Here is a 25,110-nt window from a genome sequence, read left to right on the forward strand (position 1 = left end):
TTTACGGTGCTTTTTGTTTGTGGAGCAGACGAACACGTTTGCCGTTATTGCGGAGTTGCAGGTGCCGTCGCAGCAACCATCGATTTGTTAATCGTGACTTTTGATTTTTGTTTCAATGCTTCAATGTAAGAGAACATATCCTTCTGTGCAATTGCATCGACAAACTGGGCTTGTTCAATTTTACGTCGTCCCGGGTCGACTGTACCCGCACTCACTTTGGCAATACGATAAATACTGTAGCCGGAACCAGGCGTTTCAACGCCGACGAACGCCGGCAGTTTTTGCGCATCGGCCTTCATGACTGCGGCAAAAGCGGTCGGCGCAATTTCTTGATTTTTCAGACGGGAAATCGTTTTTCCTTCAGAAAATCCTGTCGCATTATCAGCAAGTTTCAAGGCCTTCAGTTTATCTTCACCGGCTTTCTTAGCCAGCGCGACTGACTCGCTCAAGGTAATGCGAGAGAGGATCACTGCCTTCACCTCCTCGAATGGACGCTTGCTGGCAGCCTTGTACTCCAATACTCGCCCAGAAACCAAGGTATTAGGCGCAACTTCTACCGCTTCGGTATTGTGCTTCTTTTGGACGGCTTCATCAGAAAAAATCGCCTTCAAGAACTTGGGATTATTGAACAAAGTCGTCGCTGGCAGAGCCGGATTTGGCTGACGGGTCAAGGCAGTGGTCGTCTGCACTTGCAACTTCAGTTTATCGACCACCGGTTTCAAACTGTCTGCTTGTTCATACACGGTATTCGTAAACGTTTCTGCCGCTTCTGCATAGGCTTTCGATGCTTTTTGTTTTTTGATGTCAGCCACGATTTGTGACTTCATTTCTTCCAGAGGCTTGACGCTGGCCGGTTTGATCGCGGTCAATTGGATGATGTGATATCCGAACTCGGTTTGAACGAGTTCGCTGATTTCGCCTTGTTTCAGCTTGAAAACCGTATCTTCAAATGCTTTTGTCATCGCGCCTTTACCGAAGTAGTCCAGATCACCGCCGCGCTCTGCAGAGACCGGATCCTGGGAATTCTCTTTCGCTAATTTCGCAAATGATTCAGGGTTCTTGCGCACATCCGCCAACAGCTTCTCGGCCTTCTGCTTGGCAGCCGCCTTATCCGCATCTTTGGCGTCTTTGTTCACTGCGATCAGAATGTGGCTGGCGCGACGCTGCTCTTCTATCGTGGCCAGTTTTTTATTTTGTTCATAAAACGCCTGTACCTCGGCATCGGATACAGTAATTTGTGCGCTCAATACGTCGTTATTTAAGACTACGTATTCTGCTTTGATCGTTTCCGGTATTTCAAACTGCGCCGAGTTTTTTTCGTAGTACGCTTTCAACATCTCGTCAGTCACTTTGACTTGCGAGGCAAAATCAGCGGACTGGAAATTCAAGGCCTGGACTTCTCTTTCCTGCTCATTGATCGCAGATAGGGAATCTGTGACAGTTTTCGGGACGATTGCCGTATCTTTTAAGGTGCTCAACAACTGCTGAAAAGCCATATCATGGCGCAAACGCTGCTCATACATGGCCGGCGTCATGCCTTGCGCTGCTAACAGACTTTTATACCGTTCAAGATCTGGCGTGCCGTCAGGTTTCATCAAACCGGGATTGGACAAGATTGCCTGCTGCAAAGTTTGATCAGAAACACTCAAATGTTGATGTGCAATTTCAGCATCCAGTGCTTTACGCGTAATCAAATCATCAAGGATCGATTGGCGCGCCTCAGCAGTGTTCAACAGTTTGGAATCGAACTGAGGGCCATACATTTGGCGCAAGCGTTCCAGTTGATCGCGCTGAGCCGCATCAAATTCTTGCTGGCTGATCGATTGCCCGGCCACCGTTGCGACGGGCTCATTGGCACCGCGTGAACGCGTATAGCTTTCCAGGCCAAAAAAGGCGAAGGACGGGAAAATAATCAGCAGTAATAAAAACTGCATCAATCGCTGGTGTGTACGAATATACTCAAACATGGTCAACCGATCACTCTGACAAACTGTTACCGAATATGAAAAAAGGTGAACTTGCGTTCACCTTTTTAATCTTGGCGGAGCGGACGGGGCTCGAACCCGCGACCCCCGGCGTGACAGGCCGGTATTCTAACCAACTGAACTACCACTCCTATGTACTGCAATGCTGAAAATTTGTGGTGGGCGCTGAGAGGCTCGAACTCCCGACCTAAGCCTTGTAAGGGCTCCGCTCTACCAACTGAGCTAAGCGCCCCATCAAATTGACAACAGTGTGGCGCTTGTCACTGCACCACGAAGTCCATTAGTTTACCGCATCTTTCAAAGCTTTGCCAGGCTTAAATTTAGGAACCTTAGCAGATTTGATCTTAATTGCTTCACCGGTACGGGGATTGCGGCCTGTTCTTGCTGCGCGTTTACCGACAGAAAATGTGCCAAAGCCGACCAAAGTCACTGTGCCATTTTTTTTCAATGTTGTTTTTACTGCGCCAATCACGGCATCCAGTGCACGTGACGATGCTGCTTTTGAAATATCAGCTGTTTTCGCAATGTGATCGATCAATTCAGTTTTATTCACTTACGTCCTCCTCACAAAAGTCTAGTTTAACTTCGCGATGATGTATTCGATTGTTTATTGGTCGGGCATCCATCACGGCAAGCAGAAAATCTGCATCCGGTATTAAATCAAGCCGGAAACCCTTGTGTCAAGCGGTTTGCAAGGTTTTACTGAAATCTTCTTGGGTTTTCTTTATTAAATCAAAAGTATAATTTCGAAATTCGGATTTCGCCTGCGATTCCTCTCCACAACAGCATCATTAAGCAAGATCAAGCCTGTTGTTTTAAGCCATCGGATCAAGCTATTTAATTGCAGCATCGCCCGCTATTAAAAAATTTATCAACCTAATCAAGCAAACGTCCTGAGAATTATTCATGAAAACCATACAGCAATTCGGCACACCTCTTTCTGCCAACGCGACCAAAGTCATGCTCCTGGGCTCGGGCGAATTGGGCAAGGAAGTCATTATTTCCCTGCAGCGCCTGGGAGTTGAAGTCGTCGCAGTCGATCGTTACGAAAATGCGCCGGGGCACCAGGTTGCGCATCGCTCCTATGTGATCGACATGACAGATGGTGCGGCACTCGCCAGCTTGATTGAGAAAGAACGTCCGGATCTGGTGGTGCCTGAGATCGAGGCAATCGCAACGCCGATGCTGGTGGAGTTGGAAAAGGCAGGCAAAGCCCGCGTCATCCCCACTGCCCGCGCGGCCTGGCTGACCATGAACCGCGAAGGCATTCGCCGCCTTGCAGCAGAGACCCTGGCGTTACCGACTTCACCCTACCGCTTTGCGGATAGCCTGGTCGAGCTGCAAGCGGCATGCCAGGAAATCGGCTTTCCATGCATCATTAAACCTGTCATGTCCTCTTCGGGCAAAGGTCAGTCCAAGATTGACAGCGCGGCTGAAGTACAGGCCGCATGGGAGTATGCGGCAGTCGGTGGCAGGGTAAATTCGGGACGCGTGATTGTCGAAGGCTTCATTGATTTCGACTACGAGATCACCCTGCTGACGGTGCGCGCAATGGGCGGCAACGGTCAAATCGAAACGCATTTCTGCGAACCTATCGGCCATGTGCAAGTACAAGGCGATTATGTCGAATCATGGCAACCACAAATCATGCACGGCAAAGCACTGGAGCGCGCACGCGATATCGCCAAAAAAGTGACGGACGATCTGGGTGGACTGGGTTTGTTTGGGGTCGAATTATTCGTCAAAGAGGAGATGGTCTGGTTCTCGGAAGTCAGTCCTCGTCCGCATGACACCGGCATGGTAACGATGTCGAGCCAGATTCAAAATGAATTTGAGTTGCATGCCAAAGCGATTCTCGGATTGCCTGTCAACGTGACTCTGCGCAGCCCCGCCGCATCCGCGGTCATCTATGGGCAGCACAATCATAAGGCGATTGCCTTTGAGGGCGTGGCCGAGGCATTGCAGGTAGCAGGCACGGATATCCGTTTGTTTGGCAAGCCAGAATCCTTCAGCCGTCGCCGCATGGGCGTTGCTCTGGCTACCGCAAAAGATACCGATACGGCAAGAATGCTGGCCAAAGCGGCTGCGGCTAAAGTAAAGCCTGTCATCGTAGATTAATCTGTTACCAGAAATCTCGATAACGCTTCGGCAACACCTCGACAGCGGTCCGATTCGAAGAGGCGGATTTCACAAGAGTGACACAAGAGCCGATCGGATCGGGGTTTATTTCCGCTTGGCGATTGATGCGTTTCATCAGATTCTCTGAATTTCGCATATAGTTAAGTCCCTTCATGGCTGTTTATAAAAGATATATATGAAATTTGATGTCGCAATTGTAGGCAGTGGCCTGGCTGGCTTGTCAGTAGCTCTGCATCTCGCCAAAACGCGCAAAGTCGCCGTGATTTCTAAACGTGCGCTGCTCGATGGCGCCAGCGATTGGGCGCAAGGAGGTATTGCAGCGGTACTCGATTCGCACGATAGCCATGAACAGCATATTTCCGACACGCTGATTGCCGGTGGCGGTCTATGCGATGAGGGCGCCACTCGCTACATCATTGAGCATGGCCGTGAAGCGATCGATTGGCTGATTGAGCAAGGCGTGCCGTTTACTCGCGACGATGAGGCTGAACTCGGCTTTCATCTGACACGTGAAGGCGGTCACAGCCAGCGACGCATTATTCACGCTGCCGATGCGACAGGGCACGCGGTACAACTGACCCTGGAGCAAATAGTACGTGCGCATCCAAACATCAGCTTGTTTGAACACCACTATGCGATTGATGTCATCACATCGGCAAAATTAGGCGAGGCTTCCGCGACACCGCGCTGCCTCGGCTTGTATGTGCAGGATGTCAAAACCGGTAAAGTGCATACTTTCGAAGCACAGCATACGGTGATGGCAACCGGCGGTGCAGGCAAGGTTTACCTGTACACCACCAACCCGGATACGGCGACCGGCGATGGGATTGCGATGGCATGGCGCGCTGGCTGCCGTATCGCGAATATGGAATTCATGCAATTCCATCCAACCTGTCTATATCACCCGTATGCCAAATCATTTTTGATTACTGAAGCGGTCCGCGGTGAAGGCGGCATTCTTAAATTGCCCGTAGAAGCCGGAGGCAGTGCCGGTAAACGCTTTATGCTGGAGCATGATGAACGCGCCGAACTTGCGCCGCGTGACGTGGTAGCGCGTGCGATCGACTTTGAAATGAAAAAACGGGGCCTGGATTACGTCGAACTCGACATTACGCACCAGCCGCCCGAGTTTTTACAAGAACATTTCCCGATGATCTATGCGCGCTGCCTGGAACTAGGTATCGATATCACGAAGCAGGCCATTCCGGTCGTGCCCGCTGTGCATTTCACTTGCGGCGGCATCGTGACGGACACGACTGGCAGAACCGATCTGCCCGGCTTATATGCGGTAGGCGAAACCGCCTACACCGGTCTGCATGGCGCGAATCGTCTTGCCAGCAACTCACTGCTGGAATGTCTGGTGATCGGCAAAGCGGCAGCCCAGCATATCGCCGCGCAAGAACAGCGCGCTTCACCAGGCTTACCGGCCTGGGATGAAAGCCGCGTCTCGGATGCCGATGAAGAAGTCGTGATTGCCCACAACTGGGATGAGTTACGCCGCTTCATGTGGAATTATGTCGGCATCGTGCGCACCAATAAACGGCTGGAGCGCGCCAAGCACCGCATCCGCTTGTTGAAGGAAGAAATCGACGAGTACTACGCAAATTTCCGCATCTCCAATAATTTGCTGGAGCTGCGCAATCTGGTCGACGTCGCCTCGCTGATCGTCAATAGCGCACTGTCCCGCCGCGAGAGCCGTGGCCTGCATTTCAGCCGCGATTATCCGGATACTTTACCGAAGGCCTTGCCAACCGTGTTATCACCAAAACGCAAGAAATAGCAGATAAAACCGTCAACCAAAACGTGCGTTCGCCTGGGATACGATGCGTATAGCGCATCGCTCAAAAAAACTGAATGCAATCGCGTCTGCCTTTTCTGACTTTGGGGGATTTGCATTTCACATCTGAAGCTGCCACCTATTTTTATCTTTACGTCCCCATACAAATAAAAAATCATGCCCGACAAATTATTCTACGCCCTGGCACGCCCATTTCTTTTTGCGATGGACGCCGAACAAGCGCATAACTTCACGCTACCGGCATTACGCCGCTCAGCCGCACTGGGCTTGACCAGGCTAATTGCTAAACCCGCCAGCGATCCGCGTACGGTGATGGGCATCACCTTCCCGAATCCTGTGGGTCTGGCAGCGGGCCTGGACAAAGACGGCGCTTACATCGACGGCCTGGCGAGCCTGGGTTTCGGCTCCATCGAAATCGGCACCGTCACGCCGCGTGCGCAAGCCGGCAATCCCAAGCCGCGCATGTTCCGCCTGCCCAAGGCCAATGCCATCATCAACCGCATGGGCTTTAACAATGGCGGCGTCGATGCCTTCGTCAACAATGTACAAGCCTCGCGGTTTTATCAGGACAAGCAAGGTGTGCTCGGGCTCAATATCGGCAAAAATGCCGACACGCCGATAGAACGCGCTGCCGACGATTACCTGCTGTGCCTGGAAAAAGTCTATCCGTATGCAAGCTACGTCACCGTGAACATCTCCTCCCCCAACACCAAGAACCTGCGCCAACTGCAAGGTGCCAGCGAAATCGACGCCCTGTTATCGCAACTCAAAGACGCGCAACAACGCCTGGCAGACCAGCATAAACGCTACGTTCCTCTAGCACTAAAAATCGCACCCGATATGGATAGCGAACAAATCAAGAATATCGCCGGAGCCTTGTTGCGACACAATATCGACGGCGTCATCGCCACCAATACCACGATCACACGCGATGCTGTCAAGGGTCTGGAACACGGCGAAGAAGCAGGCGGATTGTCGGGCGAACCGGTGTTTGAATTATCAAATCAAGTGATACGCGGACTCAAATCCGAGCTCGGCGATGCCTTGCCGATTATCGGTGTCGGCGGCATTTTTTCCGGTGCGGATGCGCAAGCCAAAATGCAGGCCGGCGCAGCCTTGGTACAAGTCTATTCCGGCCTGATTTATCGCGGCCCGGCGCTGGTCAGGGAGTGCGCAGCAGCTTTGCGTCATTCGCGCTAAAGTAAACCGATTTTCCGTATTCATACAGTCACCTGTCTTCACCAAACTCCGATAACGCAACGAGTCAATTATGCAAACGACCCAACTCGGCACCAGCAATTTACAAGTATCCAAAATCTGCCTCGGAACCATGACCTTCGGCGAACAAAATAGCGAAGCCGAAGCCCATAGCCAGCTCGATTATGCACTAGAGCGCGGCATCAATTTTATCGATACCGCAGAAATGTATCCGGTCATGCCGCGCGCCGAAACCCAAGGCTCGACCGAACGCTTCATCGGCACCTGGATGAAGAAATCCGGTAAGCGCAAAGACATTATTCTCGCTACCAAAGCTGCCGGACCGTCACGCGGTTTCGGCTGGATACGCAATGGCGACACCGACCTCACGCCAGCGAATATCCGCGCCGCTGTCGAAACCAGCCTGCAACGCCTGCAAACTGATTACATCGATCTATACCAACTGCACTGGCCTAGCCGCAACGCACCGATCTTCGGACAGAAATCATTCGACCCGGCGCTGGAACGCCCATCCATCGCCATTGCCGAGACTCTGGCTGCGCTGAATGAGTTGGTCAAAGCAGGCAAAATCCGTCACATCGGCGTATCGAATGAAACCTCCTGGGGAGTCAGTGAATTCGTCAAAGAAGCCGGGAAGCAATCCGCCGCCCGCATCGCCTCCATCCAGAATGCCTACAACCTCGTCAACCGCAGCTTTGAACAGGGACTGGATGAAACCTGCTTCCGCGAAAACGTCGGCCTGCTCGCTTACAGCCCGCTCGCGTTCGGCCAACTCACCAACAAATACAATGAAGACGCCCAGGCCGCAGGCCGACTGACACGCTTTCCGGCAAGCTGGAGCCCACGCTACATGCGCCCTGCCGTGTTCGAAGCCAGCCGCCGCTATGCCGAACTCGCCCGCGCCCACGGCCTGACACCGGCACAACTCGCCCTCGCCTGGTGCTACTCACGCTGGTTCGTCGCCAGCACCATCATTGGCGCAACGACTCTGACGCAGTTGAAAGAAGATATCGATGCGTTCGACATCCGCTTGTCGGCTGACCTGATCGCCGGGGTCAATGCGATTCATGCGGAGTTTTGTAATCCGGGGCAGTAAACATCGAATTAATCCGGAGTGAGCAACGGCATTCTTACTCCACTCTTTCATGGCTCTACATTATTTGCAATTTGAAAGCATTGACGTTCCATTTCTAACACCCACTGCGCCGCATTGATATCGTCGGGCTCTACCAACAATAAATATCGCCGGCCACCCCAGACCGACAAAAACAGGGATTTCACCATCGTTACATCAGGCTTGCGCGGCACATCAGCACAAACGTCAAAGACTTGCATCCATTTGACGGAAATTTCTTCATAGGCACGGCGATGATGTTTAGTTTCGGCGATTTGAGATTCGAGCATCATCATGTCACGATCGAAGTAAGGTAGCTCAGGCGTATTGACGCCGCAGGTCAGTCGTATCAACCGGTGTATCCGCTCCTGCCACACGAGATCCGCAGGGACTATCGCCTGCGCGTCTATTTGCTCCAGCAGCGTATCAATACAATGTCTTACGTAGCCGGACAACAGCGAGTGTTTATTCGGGAAATAATCATACAAAGTGCCGACTGATATGCCCGTTTCCAGAGCGACTGCTCTGGTGGTTATTCCTGCCCATCCTTTATCGCGCCAAATCCGAACAAAAGCGTCATATATCGCCTGAACCGTGAATTTGGCACGTGCCTGCGATGGGCGTTTCAATGGTTTATTGCGGATTAGCTGATCCGTATTGCGGGCAGTCATGTTTCCGAACCTCGGTCTACATAAAGAAGCGTAAAGTGACTCATTCCATCTGATCTGTAACGAGAGAAACGTGATGAATGACAAACTGACTGTAACACGATTACTGACCCGTAAAAACGCCTTGGATCAAACCCGTATTGATCGCATGGACATCGCTCTACCCCTGCAATCGGGTGAAATATTATTGAAAATTGATCGCGTCGCCGTGACGACCAATAACATCACTTATGCCGCGTTTGGCGATGCTATGCAGTATTGGGATTTTTTCCCTACGCAAGATCCCGATTGGGGACATATGCCTGTCTGGGGATTTGCCGATGTGCTGATATCGACAGTACCCGGCGTCGAAGCCGGCGAACGTTTCTACGGTTACTTCCCTATTGCCAGCCATATCAAAATGCGGGCGGTGCGTATTTCACCTCGTGGATTTTATGACGGGTCCGAACATCGCATGAAACTGACCTCGGCCTACAATCAATACATGCGCAGCAGTCAGGATGAAGCCTATGTCGCAAAGGACGAGAACTATCAGATGATCGTCCGGCCGCTCTTCATCACCTCGTTCATGGGGGCCGATTTTTTACAGGACAATGATTTTTTCGGTGCAAAACAGATCATCGTTTCCAGTGCATCAAGCAAAACAGCATACGGAACCGCGTTTTGCCTGAACAAGCAATTTGACATCCGCTTGATCGCCATGACCTCGGTGCGGAATCGCGCCTTTGTCGAGAGTCTTGGTTGCTACGACCGGACCATCAGCTACGACGAACTCGATGCAATTTCCAGCAAAGAGGCGAGCTTGTATCTGGATTTTTCCGGAGATGAGGATTTGCGCGCCAAAGTACATCGGCATTTTGGCGACGGGCTGACTTACGATTGTTTTGCCGGTTCGGCACAGAATACGGATTTCTTGCGCGACACCAATCTGCCGGGACCAAAACCTATCCTGTATTTTGCGCCGGTACAAATCAAGAAGCGCAATATCGACTGGGGTCATGATGTCGTGAATCAACGCTTCAACGCGGCACAACGCGCTTTTATCCAGCAGATCAGCCAAGTCGATAAACCCTGGATGGAAGTCGTTGAGAGTCATGGCTACGAAGAAGCGCAACAATTGATTGCGGCCATGCACGCTGGCAAAATCGATCCTCGCAAAGGTAACGTATTGCGTCTCGCTTAAATCGGTTTGCATAAAAAAGCGGTAAATCACTCAGGTATTTGCCGCTATTCGATCATACAATGACGACTCTTAAGCCGTTGTGACTTTATTGTTTTGGACGCACCACAATCGGCACATTGCACAGGTCGATATGCCCGGCCGGAACCTTATACCAGTCGCCGCCGCGATTGCGTTGCGCCTCGACGATTGCTTTAAATGTCGGGGTATCGGTGCGGATAATTTCTAATTTGCTGCGTTCGGTTTCCGGCATGTCGGCAGCGATACGAATCGCTTTGATCGGCGTCATTTCTTCCGGTTTTTCGTAAAACCCTAAAGCACCTTTGCCACGCGGCGTGGTGGTCAATAATTCCATTCCTTGCATCACACGGCCAATCACCGTGATATTGCGATCTAACTGACGCGGTGCTTGTCCGGTGATGACATACAGCGAAGTGCCGTCGCCGCTGTTCGATTCATTACCGCGTGCCACACCCACGGCGGCATAGCAATGTGCGAGCCAGGCGGTGCCGTTCTTGGGGTCGCGTCCGGCCGGAAAGCCATTGGCATACCCGACCTGAGGCGCATAGCCGTCCACATCCGGCAAGCGTGTGAAAGGTAATTTTTTATCGTATCTGACGGTGAATTCAGGATCGAGATTTTTTCGTGCGGTTTTGACTTCGCGTTTTTTCGCCGGATTCTCATCGTCAGGATCGGCCCATTGCACGACATAGTTTTCTTGTGAGCGTACGATTGCGAGTCCGTTGAAATACCCTTCCCTGATCAGCGCTTTGATATTCGCCGCATGATTCGGTGCGAAATTGGGAGCCAGTTCCATCACCACGCGACCTTTTTCCAATTCCATGTACAGGGTATTCTCGGGATCCAGGGCGCGCCAGTCGGATGCACTGGATGCCTTGATCAGATCGGCCATTGCTGGCTTTGCTTTTGCCTTGGCTTCTGCTGCGACCGCATACTGGTTTTGCAGTAATCCCAAAGTGCCGAGTAAAGCGCAGGCGACAAAAGGTGTTGTGAAATGTTTAGACTTGAGTGGACGGCGCATGTAATGACTCCGGAGCAGGGATGCACAATGGATAGAAAGCCGGGTTGATACTGCCTCATGAGCAGAGGATGTGACGGTACGCGATAGAGGGTAATTTGTCCAGATGCAGGAAAACGAAAAATCTCGTTATTGAACAATGCTAGGCGACCTGAATCCTGGGTTAAACTACCTTCAATCCAGTTCCAATTCAACCGCCTTGATCGCATTATGAAAAAACTACATTCAGGATTTACCCTAGTCGAAATGATGGCTGTGATCGCCGTCATCGGGATACTGGCGGCGATGGCCTACCCGTCTTTTCAATATCGGATCATACAAAAACAAATCGAGTCGATTACCCCACTGACCGACGTCGCAAAAAAACCGGTTGCAGCAATATGGGCTGCCACGCAAAAAATGCCGGTCGATAATGCCGCAGCGGGATTGCCGAACGCCGACAAGATGGTGAGCAACTATGTCAGCAGCGTCAGCGTCACAGACGGCGTCATCAATGTAACTTTCGGCAATCAGGCCAACGGCGCCATCAAAGATAAGGTACTCACCATACGACCGGCAGTCGTCGCAGATGCACCAGTCGTCCCCGTGGAATGGGTCTGCGCTAGCGCCGATGTACCGGACAAGATGACGGTCAAAGGGATAGACCAGACCACCATTCCGCCTGGGATGTTACCGTTTAGCTGCAGGAAGCGGGGGAAATAGGCTGGAGTTATTTTATTGAATCCATGACCAAGTACGCATATTGTATGCGCCTCACAGCCCTATTTCGGCCTGAGAGCCGCATAATTACTGCGGATTCAGTTTCAGCCCTCACCATCACAACTTTAACTTGATGCATTGCGCATCTTTGTAGGGGCCGCTGGCCTTGTCCCAACCCTCGCCCGGTGAGGTTTGTGAACAGACTTCGGTAGTCTCGATTTTACTGCGCCATTTGTACCAATCGGCGGGAGCGGCAAATACCGAGACCGTCAGCGACACCCACCATAAAACTGCCAGCGCTTTGCCACTATTTTTCACCGCGTTTTTCATTGTGAGTGCCTTTTACATGATGAAATCAGATTGACTATATCGCCGCGTTCTGCCACGTTCGCTGGCATCCTACCGGGTAATGGTAAAGGTATTTGTCGTCAAACCGCTATCTGCATCAAATTTTGACTGGACGTATAAAGAATGCAAATCAAAGCGCATCAATCCGGTGCCACACTGACTGAACGTTGCCCGGGATTTATCGTCTTATACCGCTGGCGGCTCCACCCCGGATCAGAAACGGCGTTTATCGAAGCCTGGACCCGTATCTCTGCGCTGTTGCTGGCCGAACGCGGCTCCTTGGGTTCGCGCTTGCACAAAGGCGAAGACGGTATCTGGTATAGCTATGCACAGTGGCCGAGCGCCGCAGCCAGAACCGCAGCCTTTGGCGGCGAGTCATTGGATGCCGCTGCTGCAGCTCGGATGCGCGCTGCCATTGCCGAAAACTTTCCGGAAGTGATACTGGAGCCGGTGTCGGATATGATGCTGCTGGCGAATGAAGTGCAAAATCAGTCGATTTAAGTCTTGTTACTATTGCTATCAAATTGAGATATACACTCTCCAATAGCGGTATTCTCCAGGCAAATTTACTTATATCGAAACCACATATAAGCAAATAAATACTAAGTAGTTTGGAATAAAGCACTTAGCTATTACGATACTTCCTCTTAATGCGAGGTGGTATGACTTTAACCTATGTGATTTCTGGATTTGCCGTGGGTACGCTGGTCGGCTTGACTGGCGTAGGCGGCGGGTCTTTGATGACGCCTTTGCTGACCTTGCTGTTTGGTGTCTCGCCTACGGTTGCAGTTGGCACCGACCTGGCGTTTGCGTCTATTACCAAAGCCACCGGCACCTTTACGCATCGCTTGCGCGGCACCGTCGATTGGCATGTCGTGCGCCTGCTGTGCTACGGTGCCTTGCCGTCCGCTTTGCTGGCGACCCTGAGCCTGAAATATTTCGGTACGCTGGATAAGGAAATCGGCCAGATTATTCGTTACTCGATTGCCGGTTCAGTGCTGTTGACCGTCATCGCTTTGCTATTCAAGGCTAAAATGCTGGCCTGGTTAAATCGTCATCCGGAAAAACAATTGCACGGCACGCCTCTGGCTGCGGCAACCATCATTTCTGGCGCCCTGCTGGGCACTCTGGTCACGGTATCTTCAATTGGCGCCGGCGCAATCGGCGCGACGCTGCTGGTCATGCTGTATCCGCGCATGTCTGCCGCACATATCGCCGGGACAGATATCGCTTATGCCGTGCCTTTGACCGCGATCGCTGCCGTTGGTCACTGGTGGCTGGGATCGATTAACTGGGAATTACTGGGCACCTTGCTGCTGGGCTCTTTGCCCGGCATCACGATAGGCTCGATGGCGGCACGCGCTGTGCCGGAAAAATTTTTACGCGGATTGCTCGCTACCACGCTGACCCTGGTTGCGGCCAAGCTGGTTCTGTAGGCTTTTCGTCACCTTTCAAGCGGATTTTAGGACTAGATTATGTATCGCTACGATCAACACGATCATCAAATCATCAAAGAGCGGATTGCCCAATTCCGCGATCAGGTACGTCGCCGGATTTCGAATGAGCTGACTGAAGATGAATTCCGTATCCTGCGTTTGCAAAACGGTTTGTACATGCAGCGCCATGCGTATATGCTGCGCGTCGCCGTACCTTACGGCATGCTGTCCTCGGCGCAGATACGCAAATTTGCGCATATCGCCCGCAAGTATGATCGCGGCTATGGGCACTTCACAACCCGTCAAAACATTCAATACAACTGGATCAATCTGGAAGATACGCCGGATATCCTGGAGGAATTGGCATCGGTAGAAATGCACGCGATCCAGACCTCCGGCAACTGCATGCGCAATATCACCTCTGATGAATTCGCCGGCGTTGCCGCCGATGAAGTCATTGATCCGCGTGCGTATGCCGAGATCCTGCGTCAATGGACCACCTTCCATCCGGAATTCGCCTATCTGCCGCGTAAATTTAAAATCGCCATCAATGGCGCCAAAGAAGATCGTGCCGCGATTGCCGTGCATGATATCGGCCTGACCGTCGTGCACAACGAAGCGGGCGAAGTCGGCTTTAAAGTCATGGTCGGCGGCGGCATGGGCCGCACACCGATCCTGGGCAGCGTGATTCGCGAGTTCTTGCCGTGGCAACACGTGATGACTTACCTCGAAGCGATTTTGCGCATCTACAATCAATACGGTCGCCGCGACAACATCTACAAAGCGCGTATCAAGATTTTGGTGAAAGCCATTGGCGTAGAAGAATTCGCGCGTCAGGTCGAAGAGGAATGGCAAGACATCAAAGACGGCCCTGCCACCTTGACTGAAGCGGAATTCCAGCGCGTAGCAAGTTATTTCACGACACCTGCCTACCAGACGCTGCCTGCCAGCGATGCAGCGTATGAGCAGCATCTGGCAGACAATAAGGCTTTTGCGAATTGGGTCAGGCGTAACGTCAAACCGCATAAGGTCGCGGGTTACTCCGCGGTTGTTTTGTCCTTGAAGAAGCCGGGCGTTCCACCCGGCGATGCGAGTGCAGAGCAAATGGATTTCATTGCGGATCTGGCTGACAATTTCAGCTTCGGCGAATTGCGCGTCACGCATGAGCAAAATCTGGTTTTGTCCGATGTAAAACAAGCGGACTTATTCACCGTCTGGCAAGAAGCCAAAGCACACGGCCTGGCGACGCCGAATATCGGCTTGTTGACAGACATGATTTGCTGCCCGGGCGGCGACTTCTGCGCTCTCGCGAATGCAAAATCGATTCCTATTGCACTCGACATCACGGATCGTTTTAACGACCTCGACTATCTGCACGACATCGGCGAGATCGAATTGAATATGTCCGGCTGTATCAATGCCTGCGGCCATCATCACGTCGGCAATATCGGCATCCTGGGTGTCGACAAAGATGGCAGCGAGTTTTATCAGGTGTCCATCGGCGGTGCGCAAGGCAACAATGCAGCGATCGGCAAGATCATCGGTCCATCGTTTGCGGCTGGCCAGATGCCGGAAGTCATCGCCCGCATCATCGAGGTGTATGTCAGGGACCGTCTGGAGAATGAACGCTTTATCGATACCGCACAGCGTCTCGGTATCGCGCCGTTCAAGGAATATGTCTACGCCAGTCCGATCAAAACGACAGAGCATCATGGTGAAGACGCCGGCGCTCCTGTCGCGTATTAAGCCAAGCACAAAGACGAAAGCGCAGAAAGAAGATCATGAGAGAAATTATCAAAGATAAAGCGATCGTCCAGGATGACTGGATAGTTTTGAATCTGGCCGAAAATGAAACACCGGATGCGGTGACTGTACCGCAAGGCAAAGTGATCGTCCCGCTCAAAGTCTGGCTGTTACAGCGTAATAGCCTGGTGAGCCGCACCGATATTGCGGTCTGGTTTAGCAGTGATGAACAAGCCAAGGAATTGAAGGAGGATATCGCTCACTTCAGTTTGCTCGCGGTGGATTTCCCTAAATTTACCGATGGCCGCGGTTATTCGATTGCCTACAACTTGCGCACCCGCCTCGGTTTTTCCGGTGAATTACGGGCCATCGGCGATGTGCTGCGCGATCAATTGTTTTATATGCAGCGGGTCGGCTTCAATTCTTTTGCGACCCGTCCGGATAAGAATATTCGCGACGCAATCAAGGGCCTGAGCGATTTTTCGGAAAAATACCAAACCTCATGGGACGAGAAAAATCCCTTGTTCCGCCGCACGGAGCGTAGCGGAGCAACGCAATGAGCGACTTTGCCTCGCGTCTGGCCGATACCCAGGCAATATTGACGCGCATTGCCAATGAGTTTGCGCCTGCAGTGTTGGCGTCTAGCCTGGCGGCGGAAGACATGGTGCTGACCGACCTGATCTTGCGCCACAAGCTGAATATCGGTATCTTTTCTTTGGAAACCGGTCGCCTGCATGCAGAAACCCTGGGCATGCTGGATCGGATTAAAGCAAGCTATGGCAGTGACATCAGCTTATTCAAACCAGAAGCCAGTGCGGTGCAGGCCTATGTGGAGCAGCATGGCTTGAATGCGTTTTACGATAGCGTAGAAATGCGCAAGGAATGCTGCCGCATCCGTAAAGTCGAACCCCTGAAACGCGCCTTGGCTGGCAACAAGGCCTGGGTTACCGGTCAGCGTCGCTCACAGGCGGCGACCCGCACTGAATTAGCGGTGCAAGAAGAGGATGTTGCGCATGGCATGCAAAAATTCAATCCGCTGGCAGATTGGTCGGAAGAAGATGTCTGGCACTATATTCGCAGCAACAATGTGCCTTACAATCCTCTGCATGACAAAGGTTATCCCTCGATAGGCTGTGAACCTTGCACCCGTGCCATCCAGCCGGGTGAAGATGTGCGCGCCGGCCGTTGGTGGTGGGAAAATCCGGAATCCAAGGAGTGCGGTTTGCATGTCGTCGACGGCAAACTGATCCGAATTAAACAAGTAAGCTGAGCGAAAAACAATCATGAATACAGTTGTGGAAAATCATTTTATCGATGCCGCGAGCAATCGCCATCTGGATTGGCTGGAATCCGAAGCGATTCATATCATGCGCGAAGTCGCTGCTGAATGCAGCAATCCTGCGCTACTGTTTTCGGGCGGCAAAGATTCCGTCGTGATGTTGCGCATCGCCGAAAAGGCCTTCCGTCCGGGTAAGTTCCCATTCCCGCTGGTCCATATCGATACTGGTCACAATTTTGAAGAAGTCATCACTTTCCGCGACAAGCGCGTAGCCGAATTGGGCGAAAGGCTCATCGTCGGTTCAGTCGAGGATTCGATCAAGCGCGGCACGGTGCGCCTGCGTAACCCGGCCACCGATTCACGCAATGCGGCTCAGGCCGTGACATTGCTGGAAACGATCGCTGAGCATAAGTTCGACGCCTGCATGGGCGGCGCCCGTCGCGATGAAGAAAAAGCCCGCGCCAAAGAGCGTATCTTTTCTTTCCGCGATGAATTCGGTCAATGGAACCCTAAAGCCCAGCGTCCGGAACTCTGGGATTTATATAACACCCGCGTCCATCCCGGTGAAAACATGCGCGTGTTCCCGATCTCCAACTGGACCGAGCTCGACGTCTGGCAATACATCGCCCGCGAAAAACTGGAACTGCCGCCAATCTACTTTGCGCATGAACGCCAGGTGATTCCGCGCAATGGTTTGCTGGTGCCGTTAACCGACCTGACACCACCACGCGAGGGTGAGACGGTTGAAACGCAAGTGGTGCGTTTCCGCACTGTTGGCGACATCTCCTGCACCTGCCCGGTATCGTCCGACGCAGCGACGGTAGAAGCGATCATCGCCGAAACTGCGATTACCCAGATCACCGAACGCGGCGCTACCCGTATGGATGACCAGACCTCAGAATCCTCCATGGAAAAACGCAAAAAAGAAGGATATTTCTAATGAGCACAGTAACTTCGGCCGCAACTATCATTCAAGATGCTACCAGAGAACGCGGCCTGCTACGCTTTATCACCGCCGGTTCCGTGGATGACGGCAAGAGTACATTGATCGGTCGCCTGCTGTTCGACAGCAAGGGGATTTTCGCCGATCAACTCGATGCCATGTCACGCGCCAAACACAAGCGCACGGTCGGCGACACCATCGATTTGTCTTTGCTGACAGATGGACTCGAAGCCGAGCGCGAACAAGGCATTACGATTGACGTTGCCTATCGTTATTTCGCGACACCAAAACGCAAGTTCATCATCGCCGACACGCCGGGTCACGAGCAATACACGCGCAATATGGTGACCGGCGCATCGACCGCCGATGCCGTCATCATCCTGATCGACGTATCCAAAGTCAAACTCGGTGACGATGGCAGTGTTGAACTACTGGTGCAAACCAAGCGCCACTCAACCATCGCCCATCTGCTGAAAATCGAGCATGTCATTGTCGCCGTCAATAAAATGGATCTGGTCAACTACGATCAGGCCGTATATGACCGCATCATCGGCGCCTACCAGATGTTTGCCGAACAATTAGGCTTGAAAAATATACGCCCGATTCCCCTGTCGGCTCTGGCAGGCGATAACGTAGTCACTGCCAGCGACAAACTGTCCTGGTATACCGGCCCCACACTCATCGAATTATTGGAGTCCCTGAGCGTGTATGACGAATGCCATGACGAACCGTTCCGCTTCCCGGTGCAATTAGTGGCACGCCACAATGGCCACGAAGCGAATGATTTCCGCGGCTATATGGGGCGTATCGAAGCGGGCAAAGTCAGCAAGGGCGACAAACTGGTGGTGCAACCGGGCGGCCAGACTGCGACGGTAAAAGACATCCAGACACTCGATGGTTCGTTGACATCGGCAGTGGTCGGCCAGTCCGTCACGATTTTGCTCGATGAGTATCTGGATATTTCGCGCGGCGACATGCTGGCAGCTGCGGATCGTCCGGCAAGCCTGCTCAAAACGGTCCAGGCAGATTTATGCTGGTTGTCCGAGGACGCCCTGGATATCCGCCGCAGATATTGGCTCAAGCACACCACCAAGCAAGTTGCGGCCAAAGTCAGTGCGATTGATACGCTGCTCGACATCAATACGCAAGAGCGGCGTGGCGCAGAGAATCTGAGACTCAATGACATCGCCCGTGTCACGCTCAATGTGCAACAACCATTGGCGGCCGATGCCTATGATGACTTGCGCTCGACAGGCGCGTTTATCCTGATTGATGAAGTTACGCATCAGACCGTAGCCGCAGGCATGATACGCCTCACTTAAAACCAATAACATCATGCAAAAGGCCGGCGGCAAAGTCTATTTAATCGGTGCCGGTCCGGGTGCCGCTGACCTGATTACGGTGCGCGGCGCGCGTATCCTGGCGCAGGCTGAAGTCGTCTTGCATGATGCGCTGGTCACGTCAGACATGCTGGAATTATGTCCGCAAGCCGTCAAGATATCCGTCGGCAAACGCAGCGGCCAGCGCTCTGCCGCACAATCACACATCAACGAACAAATCCTGAGTTGCGCGCAACAATACGGCATCGTCGTGCGCCTTAAAGGCGGCGATCCTATGCTATTCGGTCGTGCCGACGAAGAACTGGTGGCAATGGAACAGGCGGGTATCCGTTACGCCATCGTGCCGGGCATCACCACCGCCGTCGCCGCAGCAGCCAGTGCCCGACAACCTTTAACCAAACGCGGCATCGCCCGCAGCGTCGCCTTCTTTACCTCAAGCACAGCGCCCGGCGAAAATGCCGATACCCGGATTCCTGACTGCGACACCTTGATTCAATACATGGGCGGCAAAGAAGCGACGCTGACTGCGCAACGCTTGTTAGGTCTAGGTTATGCCGTCGATTTGCCAGTGATTGTGATTGAAAATTGCAGCCGTTCAAACGAACGCATCCTGCGACTCAATCTCGGTGATCTGGAACAAGGTCTCAGCGCTTCCGAAGGACCGGTTCTGGTGATGATAGGCGAGGCCATGAGAGCGCGCAAACAGCCATCGTAAATCCGACGACATCTGCTGATGCCTGTCTCAATCCGTTATAAAGCACGCACACAATAATCACTGATCGCCGCCAGTACCGTCGCATTCTCGCCGACCGCTTCGGCGACCGCGATGGTCAATGCAGGATAGCTGCTTCGCAACTGATCGAGGATGACAGGAAGATCGCGCAGCACATGGCCGCCCTGCCCCAAAAAGATCGGTACGATACTAATATCAGTAACGCCATCGGCGACCATCTGCGCGACCAGATCGGGCAAGCTCGGGGTCATCAATTCCAAAAAAGCCAAAGAAACTGTCACGTCCGGCAAGCGGCTTTGCGTCAATTGCTGCAGGCGTTCAAACGGCGCTGCCCAGCGGGGATCGCGTGCGCCGTGGGCGAATAATATTTGCGCTTTCTTTTGCATTATCGTCTCTCTACCATCCATAGCGCCGTCATGGCCATCAATAAAAATACGATACTCGGCACCAGTGCCGTAATCAACGGCGGCCAGGTATTCAATAAACCCACATGGGAGAACAAACTGTTCATCAGGTAGAACACCATGCCTATCATAATTCCGCTAAAAATTTTCAGGCTGATACCGCCGCTACGCGCATGCAGGTAGGCAAACGGCAATGCCAGCGCCATCATGACGAGGATTGCGAAAGGGTAGGTAACTTTCTTCCAGAAGGCAATTTCATAGCGCTCTGTGTCTTGCTTGTTATCCGCCAGGTGTTTGGTATACGCCGCCAGATCGTAGGTTGACATACGGTCTGGATCGACGAATAAGACCGACAAAATATCCGGCGTAATTTCGGACGCGACATCCAGGCTCGCCAGCTTGATACTTGCCACGGTCGAAATATCTTGCATCAATAAACTCTTAGGAAAAGAAGTCTGCGTCACATTCGACAAGCGCCAGATGTTTTGACCCATGTATTCGGCGCCTTCTGCCGTGACTTCTTTGGATAAATTGAAGCGGCTGTCAAACTCATAGACTTTGACGCCGATCAATTTTCTGTTCGGGAGAATTTCTTTGACGTTCAAAAACCGCGATCCGACCACGCTACCTTTGAGTCCATTTTCACGCACCAGATCCTTGGTCCACAAGCCGGTGCGGAATTCCTGCGCCAGCGAAGCGCCGATCGCATTGAGCTTCACTTTCTCTGCGAGTTTGGTACTCATCGGCGCGACGAACTCACCGAATACAAAGGTCAGCACAACGAATAGCAAACCGATTTTTGCCAGCATGCGGCCGGCCATCCATGTCGACATGCTGGCTGCGCGCATGATGGTAAATTCAGAATTCGAGGCAAATTGCGCCAATACATAAATCGTTCCGATCAGGACTGCAATTGGCATGAACTCATAAATATATCCGGGCAGACCGAGTGCGACGTATAGCAAGGCGTGTTGCAAGCGATAGCCGCCTCTGTTGACCGATTGCAATTCCCCCATCAAATCAAAAAAAGCGAACAGGGCCAGTAATGCCAGCATCACAAACAAGACGGCGCGAATGACCTCAACACCAAAGTAACGTTGCAAGACTCTCATGATGCGCACTTCGCTTTCATATCCTTGCCACGCATCGCACATTTCAATTTGGACCAGAGCACCAGCGGATGGTAGTGACTGTTTACATAAAGGCGCCAGGCGAATAACAATGCCACCACAATGGCGGTAAATAAATGTATCGGCCACCATGCATGTCCGAAACTGAATCGCTCCTGCACCACCGCTGCTTGCATAATATTGACCAGATTCAGATACAGCACGACTAACAGCAGTGCGACAATCACGTTAGCAGAACGTCCCACCCTGGGATTCACAAAACCAAGCGGTATCGCCAGCAATAACAGCACCAGGCACATCAAAGGCAGGGAAATCCGCCACAATAATTCACCACGATTAAAATTATTCGGGTCTTTCAGCAACTCTTGCAAGCTAAGTGATTTTGCAGATTTATCGCCAGCGGCGGCCTTGGTTTGTCCTGAAACGAGAATCCCGTATTTCTCAAACTGCATCATCTGAAAATCCGGCTCGGTCGGCAAACCGTCGTAGCGCCGTCCCTGGCGCATGACTAAAAATTTATCGCCACGTAGATCAATTTCTATTTTTCCTTCTTTTGCCACGACCACGCTGGAGCGGCCATTCCGGAAAGTATTGATAAAAATATTCTGCACTTTGCTCAAATCACCGGCAACTTCCTCGACAAAAAAAATGCGATCCGACGACGCCGACTCCTGGAATTTACCGGGCGAGACCTTGGCGATATCCTCACGCTTTTCATAGCGTTCCCTGAAGTCAGCACTTTGACGATTGGCCCATGGCGTGGCAACGAAGCTCAATAAACCTGTCATCACGATCAGCGGGAAACCAAAGCGCAATACCGGCAGTACCCAATGCGACAAACTCAGGCCGGAAGCAAACCAGACCACCATTTCCGAGTCCTGATAGGTTCGTGTCACGACCATCAAAACCGATATAAAGCCGGTCAAAATTAATAACACGGGCAAATATTGCAGGACAGAGAAACCGATCAAAGCGATCACATCATAGGATGCAACCTTGCCCCCGGCCGCCTGGCCGAGAATTTTGATCAGCATAAATGTGATGGTAATTGTGAACAGAATCGTAAAAACAGCACCTGCGGCACTGAGCAATTCACGTCGAAGCGCGCGCTGAAAAATCATGGAAGGTTATAATGTCGGTTTTACGAGACTTACAAAGAGGAGTAATACGTGGACTTTAGCATAAAAACATTCGACGCCAAAAGCACTGTGAATGCCACCAAAACCGGTTGCGTCGTTGTAGGCGTATTCGAAAACAAAAAATTATCGTCATCCGCTGCCGCGTTGGATAAAAAAGGCGAGATCGCCGCTGCCCTGAAATCGGGCGATATCACTGGCAAGATTGGCTCCTCCTTATTGCTGCGCAACGTCGCGGATATCGCTGCCGAGCGCGTGCTGCTGCTAGGTTTAGGCGAAGAAGCAAGCGCCGTCTCGGAAAAAGCCTACACGCAAGCGGTTCAAGCGGCGGCTCGCGCGCTTTCAGGCTTGGGCGCAAATGACGCGATACTGGCCTTGCCAGCGGTCAAAGAACGCGACGCGGCATGGACAGTCCGCACTACCGTATTAGCCTTCCGCGAATCGATTTTCCGCGCTGACGGCTTGAAAAGTAAAAAAGACGCCACCGCTACCGGTGTTAAAAAAGTCGCTATCGGCGTCACCCCAGCTGTCGCAACGGCGGCTAAAAACGCGCTGGCGCAAAGCATTGCCCTGGCAAATGGCATGGACCTGACAAAAGAGCTAGGCAATTTGCCGCCGAATGTCTGCACCCCGACCTATCTTGCGACTACCGCAAAAAAAATCGCTGCTGACTACAAAATGGGCATAGAAATTTTAGATCGCAAGCAATTGCAAGCGCTCAAAATGAATAGCTTCCTGTCGGTGACCAACGGTTCAGACGAACCACCTAAATTCATCGTCCTGAAACACATGGGCGGCAAAGCCAAAGACGCGCCAACTGTGTTGGTCGGCAAAGGTATTACCTTTGATTCCGGCGGTATTTCGCTGAAACCCGGCGCAGGTATGGATGAGATGAAATATGACATGGGCGGTGCCGCTTCCGTGATTGGCACCATGCGTGCCATTGGCGAAATGAAATTGAAGCTGAATGTCATCGCAGTCGTACCTACCTGCGAAAACATGCCGTCTGGCAGCGCAACACGTCCGGGCGATATCGTCACCTCGATGTCCGGTCAGACCATAGAAATCCTGAATACCGATGCCGAAGGCCGCCTGATTTTGTGCGATGCCCTGACTTATGTCGAACGCTTCAAGCCAGCCGCTGTGGTTGACGTAGCGACTTTGACCGGCGCTTGCGTAACCTCTCTGGGTCACCACAACACAGGTTTGTTCACACGTCACGATGATGCGCATGACAAACTCGCTGCGGAATTGCTGAGCGCAGGTAAACAAACGGGTGATACCGCATGGCGCATGCCGATTGAAGAAGCCTACAACGAGCAACTGAAGTCGAATTTCGCTGATATGGCGAACATCGGCGGCCCGGCGGGTGGCAGTATTACCGCCGCCTGCTTCCTCGAACGCTTCACCAAGAAATATACCTGGGCCCATCTGGATATCGCGGGTACTGCATGGAAATCGGGTCCGGCAAAAGGTTCAACCGGTCGTCCAGTACCCCTGCTGACTGCATTCCTGATCAACCGCGCCGGCTGATTTTAGCTGAATAAAAATGAGCAAAAGCGTGTGCTGACATATCAGTACACGCTTTTTTTATTGGCAGGACTTACGCCAAGACAAAACCATCACAATACAGAAGCGCCGGGCCATAGAGGGAAATCCAGAGCAACGCACGCCGGATGCGGCTTTCGGAAGCATTTCGTGCCGGCAGGCCCACCCAGCTTGCGGGTTCGTTTTAATATTTATACTCCACGCAGCCAGTTCCTCTTGCCTTTTCTTTGTATCTCGGCGGTGAGTGGTTTGGGTTTTTGCATAAGTCCTATTTCTGATTTTGCTCTTTGCGTCTCCGTATCGCTGTGGTGAAGAAATTTTTATGCAGTACGGGCTATTTGCGTAAGCCCTAATTGGTTTAGCGTGATGCCAATCTCAGTTAAACTTGCCTTATATTTTTTACTGAATTGCATTGCAGCCTCTCAGCCACATAAAATCAGGAGATATCCTTACATGAAATTAGTCACCTGGAACGTCAACTCCTTGAAGGTGCGTTTGCCCCAAGTCCTCACTTGGCTGGACAGCAATCCTGTCGATGTGCTCTGCATACAGGAAACCAAGCTCACTGACGACAAATTTCCTCAGGCGGAGATTGAAGCAGCGGGTTATCAAGTCGCCTTTACCGGTCAAAAAACCTACAACGGCGTCGCCATCCTGTCGCGTCATCCGATCAGCGACGTACAAAAAAACAATCCATTATTTGAAGATGAACAGCAACGCATTATCGCTGCAACGATCGCTGACATGCGCATCATCTGCGCCTATGTGCCGAACGGACAAGCGCTGGATTCCGAGAAATATCCGTATAAACTAAGCTGGCTGGAGGCGCTGAAAAAATGGGTGCAGCAAGAAATGCTGCAGCATCCGCAACTTGCCTTATTAGGGGACTACAACATCGCACCCGAAGACAGGGACGTGCATGATCCCGCCGCCTGGGAAGGGATGAACCTGGTTTCGCCGCCTGAGCGTGCCGCGTTGCAAGCCTTGCTGGATCTGGGTTTAAAGGACAGCTTCAGGATGTTCGAGCAGGCAGAAAAATCGTTTAGCTGGTGGGATTATCGCCAACTCGGTTTCCGGCTGAATAAAGGCGTCCGGATTGACCACATTCTGCTTTCCGGGCCACTGGCAAGCCGTTGCACCTCCTGCGTCATTGATAAGGTGCCACGCAAATGGGAACAACCGTCTGACCATGCGCCGGTCATTGCCACCTTAGGCTGACCTCCCGCTATC

General features: G+C 52.2%; 25 protein-coding genes and 2 tRNA genes. 16 read left to right on the plus strand and 11 right to left on the minus strand.

What is annotated here, in order from left to right:
* Window positions 1–44: 44 nt before the first annotated feature.
* The 4 genes from LPB67_RS08350 to LPB67_RS08365 form a co-directional block, all read right to left on the minus strand.
* Window positions 45–1,967: a SurA N-terminal domain-containing protein gene (locus LPB67_RS08350; RefSeq protein ID WP_262836662.1), complete on the minus strand. Its 1,923-nt coding sequence runs from the start codon at window positions 1,965–1,967 to the stop codon at window positions 45–47.
* Window positions 1,968–2,039: 72 nt separating this feature from the next.
* Window positions 2,040–2,116: transfer RNA gene (locus LPB67_RS08355), tRNA-Asp, on the minus strand.
* A gap of 25 nt (window positions 2,117–2,141) precedes the next feature.
* Window positions 2,142–2,217: transfer RNA gene (locus LPB67_RS08360), tRNA-Val, on the minus strand.
* Window positions 2,218–2,265: 48 nt separating this feature from the next.
* Window positions 2,266–2,538: an HU family DNA-binding protein gene (locus tag LPB67_RS08365; protein ID WP_262836663.1), complete on the minus strand. Its 273-nt coding sequence runs from the start codon at window positions 2,536–2,538 to the stop codon at window positions 2,266–2,268.
* 353 nt (window positions 2,539–2,891) lie between these two features.
* On the opposite strand from LPB67_RS08365, the gene purT reads away from it, so the two are divergent.
* The gene (gene purT, locus LPB67_RS08370) at window positions 2,892–4,103 is read left to right on the plus strand and encodes a formate-dependent phosphoribosylglycinamide formyltransferase (protein WP_262836664.1); all 1,212 of its coding nucleotides are present in this window, start codon (window positions 2,892–2,894) and stop codon (window positions 4,101–4,103) included.
* Window positions 4,104–4,107: 4 nt separating this feature from the next.
* Here the strand turns inward: purT and LPB67_RS08375 are convergent, their stop codons facing one another.
* Window positions 4,108–4,239, minus strand: coding sequence for a hypothetical protein (locus tag LPB67_RS08375; protein WP_262836666.1), 132 nt, complete (start codon window positions 4,237–4,239; stop codon window positions 4,108–4,110).
* A 60-nt stretch (window positions 4,240–4,299) separates the two neighbouring features.
* Between LPB67_RS08375 and nadB the strand changes: the two genes are divergently transcribed.
* The 3 genes from nadB (at window position 4,300) to LPB67_RS08390 (ending at window position 8,236) form a co-directional block, all read left to right on the plus strand.
* On the plus strand, window positions 4,300–5,904 hold the full coding sequence (nadB, locus tag LPB67_RS08380; protein ID WP_262836667.1) for an L-aspartate oxidase: 1,605 nt from the start codon (window positions 4,300–4,302) through the stop codon (window positions 5,902–5,904).
* Between the two features lie 174 nt (window positions 5,905–6,078).
* Window positions 6,079–7,122, plus strand: a complete 1,044-nt coding sequence (locus LPB67_RS08385) for a quinone-dependent dihydroorotate dehydrogenase (protein WP_262836668.1) — start codon at window positions 6,079–6,081, stop codon at window positions 7,120–7,122.
* Between the two features lie 70 nt (window positions 7,123–7,192).
* Window positions 7,193–8,236: an aldo/keto reductase gene (locus tag LPB67_RS08390; protein WP_262836669.1), complete on the plus strand. Its 1,044-nt coding sequence runs from the start codon at window positions 7,193–7,195 to the stop codon at window positions 8,234–8,236.
* 47 nt (window positions 8,237–8,283) lie between these two features.
* On the opposite strand, the gene LPB67_RS08395 is transcribed toward LPB67_RS08390, so the two are convergent.
* Window positions 8,284–8,925, minus strand: coding sequence for a TetR/AcrR family transcriptional regulator (locus LPB67_RS08395; protein WP_262836670.1), 642 nt, complete (start codon window positions 8,923–8,925; stop codon window positions 8,284–8,286).
* 73 nt (window positions 8,926–8,998) lie between these two features.
* On the opposite strand from LPB67_RS08395, the gene LPB67_RS08400 reads away from it, so the two are divergent.
* Window positions 8,999–10,105: a DUF2855 family protein gene (locus tag LPB67_RS08400; protein WP_262836671.1), complete on the plus strand. Its 1,107-nt coding sequence runs from the start codon at window positions 8,999–9,001 to the stop codon at window positions 10,103–10,105.
* A gap of 85 nt (window positions 10,106–10,190) precedes the next feature.
* Here LPB67_RS08400 and LPB67_RS08405 read toward each other — a convergent pair whose 3' ends face one another.
* Complete coding sequence (locus LPB67_RS08405; protein ID WP_262836672.1) at window positions 10,191–11,144, minus strand: peptidylprolyl isomerase; 954 nt, start codon at window positions 11,142–11,144, stop codon at window positions 10,191–10,193.
* A 207-nt stretch (window positions 11,145–11,351) separates the two neighbouring features.
* Here LPB67_RS08405 and LPB67_RS08410 point away from each other — a divergent pair, with 207 nt between their 5' ends.
* The gene (locus LPB67_RS08410) at window positions 11,352–11,843 is read left to right on the plus strand and encodes a pilin (protein ID WP_262836674.1); all 492 of its coding nucleotides are present in this window, start codon (window positions 11,352–11,354) and stop codon (window positions 11,841–11,843) included.
* A gap of 114 nt (window positions 11,844–11,957) precedes the next feature.
* Here the strand turns inward: LPB67_RS08410 and LPB67_RS08415 are convergent, their stop codons facing one another.
* Entirely contained in the window at window positions 11,958–12,170 is a 213-nt protein-coding gene (locus tag LPB67_RS08415) for a hypothetical protein (protein WP_262836675.1), read from the minus strand.
* Between the two features lie 141 nt (window positions 12,171–12,311).
* Here LPB67_RS08415 and LPB67_RS08420 point away from each other — a divergent pair, with 141 nt between their 5' ends.
* The 8 genes from LPB67_RS08420 to cobA all read left to right on the plus strand — a co-directional run bounded on the left by LPB67_RS08420 (window position 12,312) and on the right by cobA (window position 19,644).
* The gene (locus LPB67_RS08420; RefSeq protein ID WP_262836676.1) at window positions 12,312–12,689 is read left to right on the plus strand and encodes an antibiotic biosynthesis monooxygenase family protein; all 378 of its coding nucleotides are present in this window, start codon (window positions 12,312–12,314) and stop codon (window positions 12,687–12,689) included.
* Window positions 12,690–12,850: 161 nt separating this feature from the next.
* Window positions 12,851–13,624 carry a sulfite exporter TauE/SafE family protein gene (locus tag LPB67_RS08425; RefSeq protein WP_262836677.1) on the plus strand — a complete coding sequence of 258 codons (774 nt, stop codon included), beginning with the start codon at window positions 12,851–12,853 and terminating at the stop codon, window positions 13,622–13,624.
* Between the two features lie 39 nt (window positions 13,625–13,663).
* Window positions 13,664–15,370 carry a nitrite/sulfite reductase gene (locus LPB67_RS08430; RefSeq protein ID WP_262836678.1) on the plus strand — a complete coding sequence of 569 codons (1,707 nt, stop codon included), beginning with the start codon at window positions 13,664–13,666 and terminating at the stop codon, window positions 15,368–15,370.
* A 35-nt stretch (window positions 15,371–15,405) separates the two neighbouring features.
* Window positions 15,406–15,927 carry a DUF934 domain-containing protein gene (locus tag LPB67_RS08435; protein WP_262836679.1) on the plus strand — a complete coding sequence of 174 codons (522 nt, stop codon included), beginning with the start codon at window positions 15,406–15,408 and terminating at the stop codon, window positions 15,925–15,927.
* Complete coding sequence (locus tag LPB67_RS08440; protein WP_262836680.1) at window positions 15,924–16,637, plus strand: phosphoadenylyl-sulfate reductase; 714 nt, start codon at window positions 15,924–15,926, stop codon at window positions 16,635–16,637. Before LPB67_RS08435 ends, LPB67_RS08440 begins: the two co-directional genes overlap by 4 nt.
* A gap of 13 nt (window positions 16,638–16,650) precedes the next feature.
* Window positions 16,651–17,586 (plus strand): sulfate adenylyltransferase subunit CysD, encoded by a 936-nt coding sequence (cysD, locus tag LPB67_RS08445; RefSeq protein WP_262836682.1) that lies wholly within the window; start codon window positions 16,651–16,653, stop codon window positions 17,584–17,586.
* Window positions 17,586–18,911 carry a sulfate adenylyltransferase subunit 1 gene (locus tag LPB67_RS08450; protein WP_262836683.1) on the plus strand — a complete coding sequence of 442 codons (1,326 nt, stop codon included), beginning with the start codon at window positions 17,586–17,588 and terminating at the stop codon, window positions 18,909–18,911. Before cysD ends, LPB67_RS08450 begins: the two co-directional genes overlap by 1 nt.
* Before the next feature lie 13 nt (window positions 18,912–18,924).
* Window positions 18,925–19,644 carry a uroporphyrinogen-III C-methyltransferase gene (gene cobA / locus LPB67_RS08455; RefSeq protein WP_262836684.1) on the plus strand — a complete coding sequence of 240 codons (720 nt, stop codon included), beginning with the start codon at window positions 18,925–18,927 and terminating at the stop codon, window positions 19,642–19,644.
* A gap of 35 nt (window positions 19,645–19,679) precedes the next feature.
* Here cobA and LPB67_RS08460 read toward each other — a convergent pair whose 3' ends face one another.
* From LPB67_RS08460 to lptF, 3 genes are read right to left on the minus strand one after another with little or no spacing between them, the layout of a single operon-like run.
* Complete coding sequence (locus LPB67_RS08460) at window positions 19,680–20,048, minus strand: sirohydrochlorin chelatase (RefSeq protein ID WP_262836685.1); 369 nt, start codon at window positions 20,046–20,048, stop codon at window positions 19,680–19,682.
* Window positions 20,048–21,178, minus strand: a complete 1,131-nt coding sequence (gene lptG / locus LPB67_RS08465) for an LPS export ABC transporter permease LptG (protein WP_262836686.1) — start codon at window positions 21,176–21,178, stop codon at window positions 20,048–20,050. The genes LPB67_RS08460 and lptG overlap by 1 nt, the downstream gene beginning before the upstream one ends.
* Complete coding sequence (gene lptF / locus LPB67_RS08470) at window positions 21,175–22,317, minus strand: LPS export ABC transporter permease LptF (protein ID WP_262836687.1); 1,143 nt, start codon at window positions 22,315–22,317, stop codon at window positions 21,175–21,177. The genes lptG and lptF overlap by 4 nt, the downstream gene beginning before the upstream one ends.
* A 48-nt stretch (window positions 22,318–22,365) precedes the next feature.
* On the opposite strand from lptF, the gene LPB67_RS08475 reads away from it, so the two are divergent.
* Entirely contained in the window at window positions 22,366–23,865 is a 1,500-nt protein-coding gene (locus tag LPB67_RS08475; protein ID WP_262836688.1) for a leucyl aminopeptidase, read from the plus strand.
* Window positions 23,866–24,333: 468 nt separating this feature from the next.
* The gene (gene xth / locus LPB67_RS08480; RefSeq protein WP_262836689.1) at window positions 24,334–25,098 is read left to right on the plus strand and encodes an exodeoxyribonuclease III; all 765 of its coding nucleotides are present in this window, start codon (window positions 24,334–24,336) and stop codon (window positions 25,096–25,098) included.
* The last annotated feature ends 12 nt before the right edge of the window (window positions 25,099–25,110 follow it).

It is taken from the genome of Undibacterium sp. Jales W-56 (genome assembly GCF_025548535.1).
Taxonomy (GTDB): Bacteria; Pseudomonadota; Gammaproteobacteria; order Burkholderiales; family Burkholderiaceae_D; genus Undibacterium.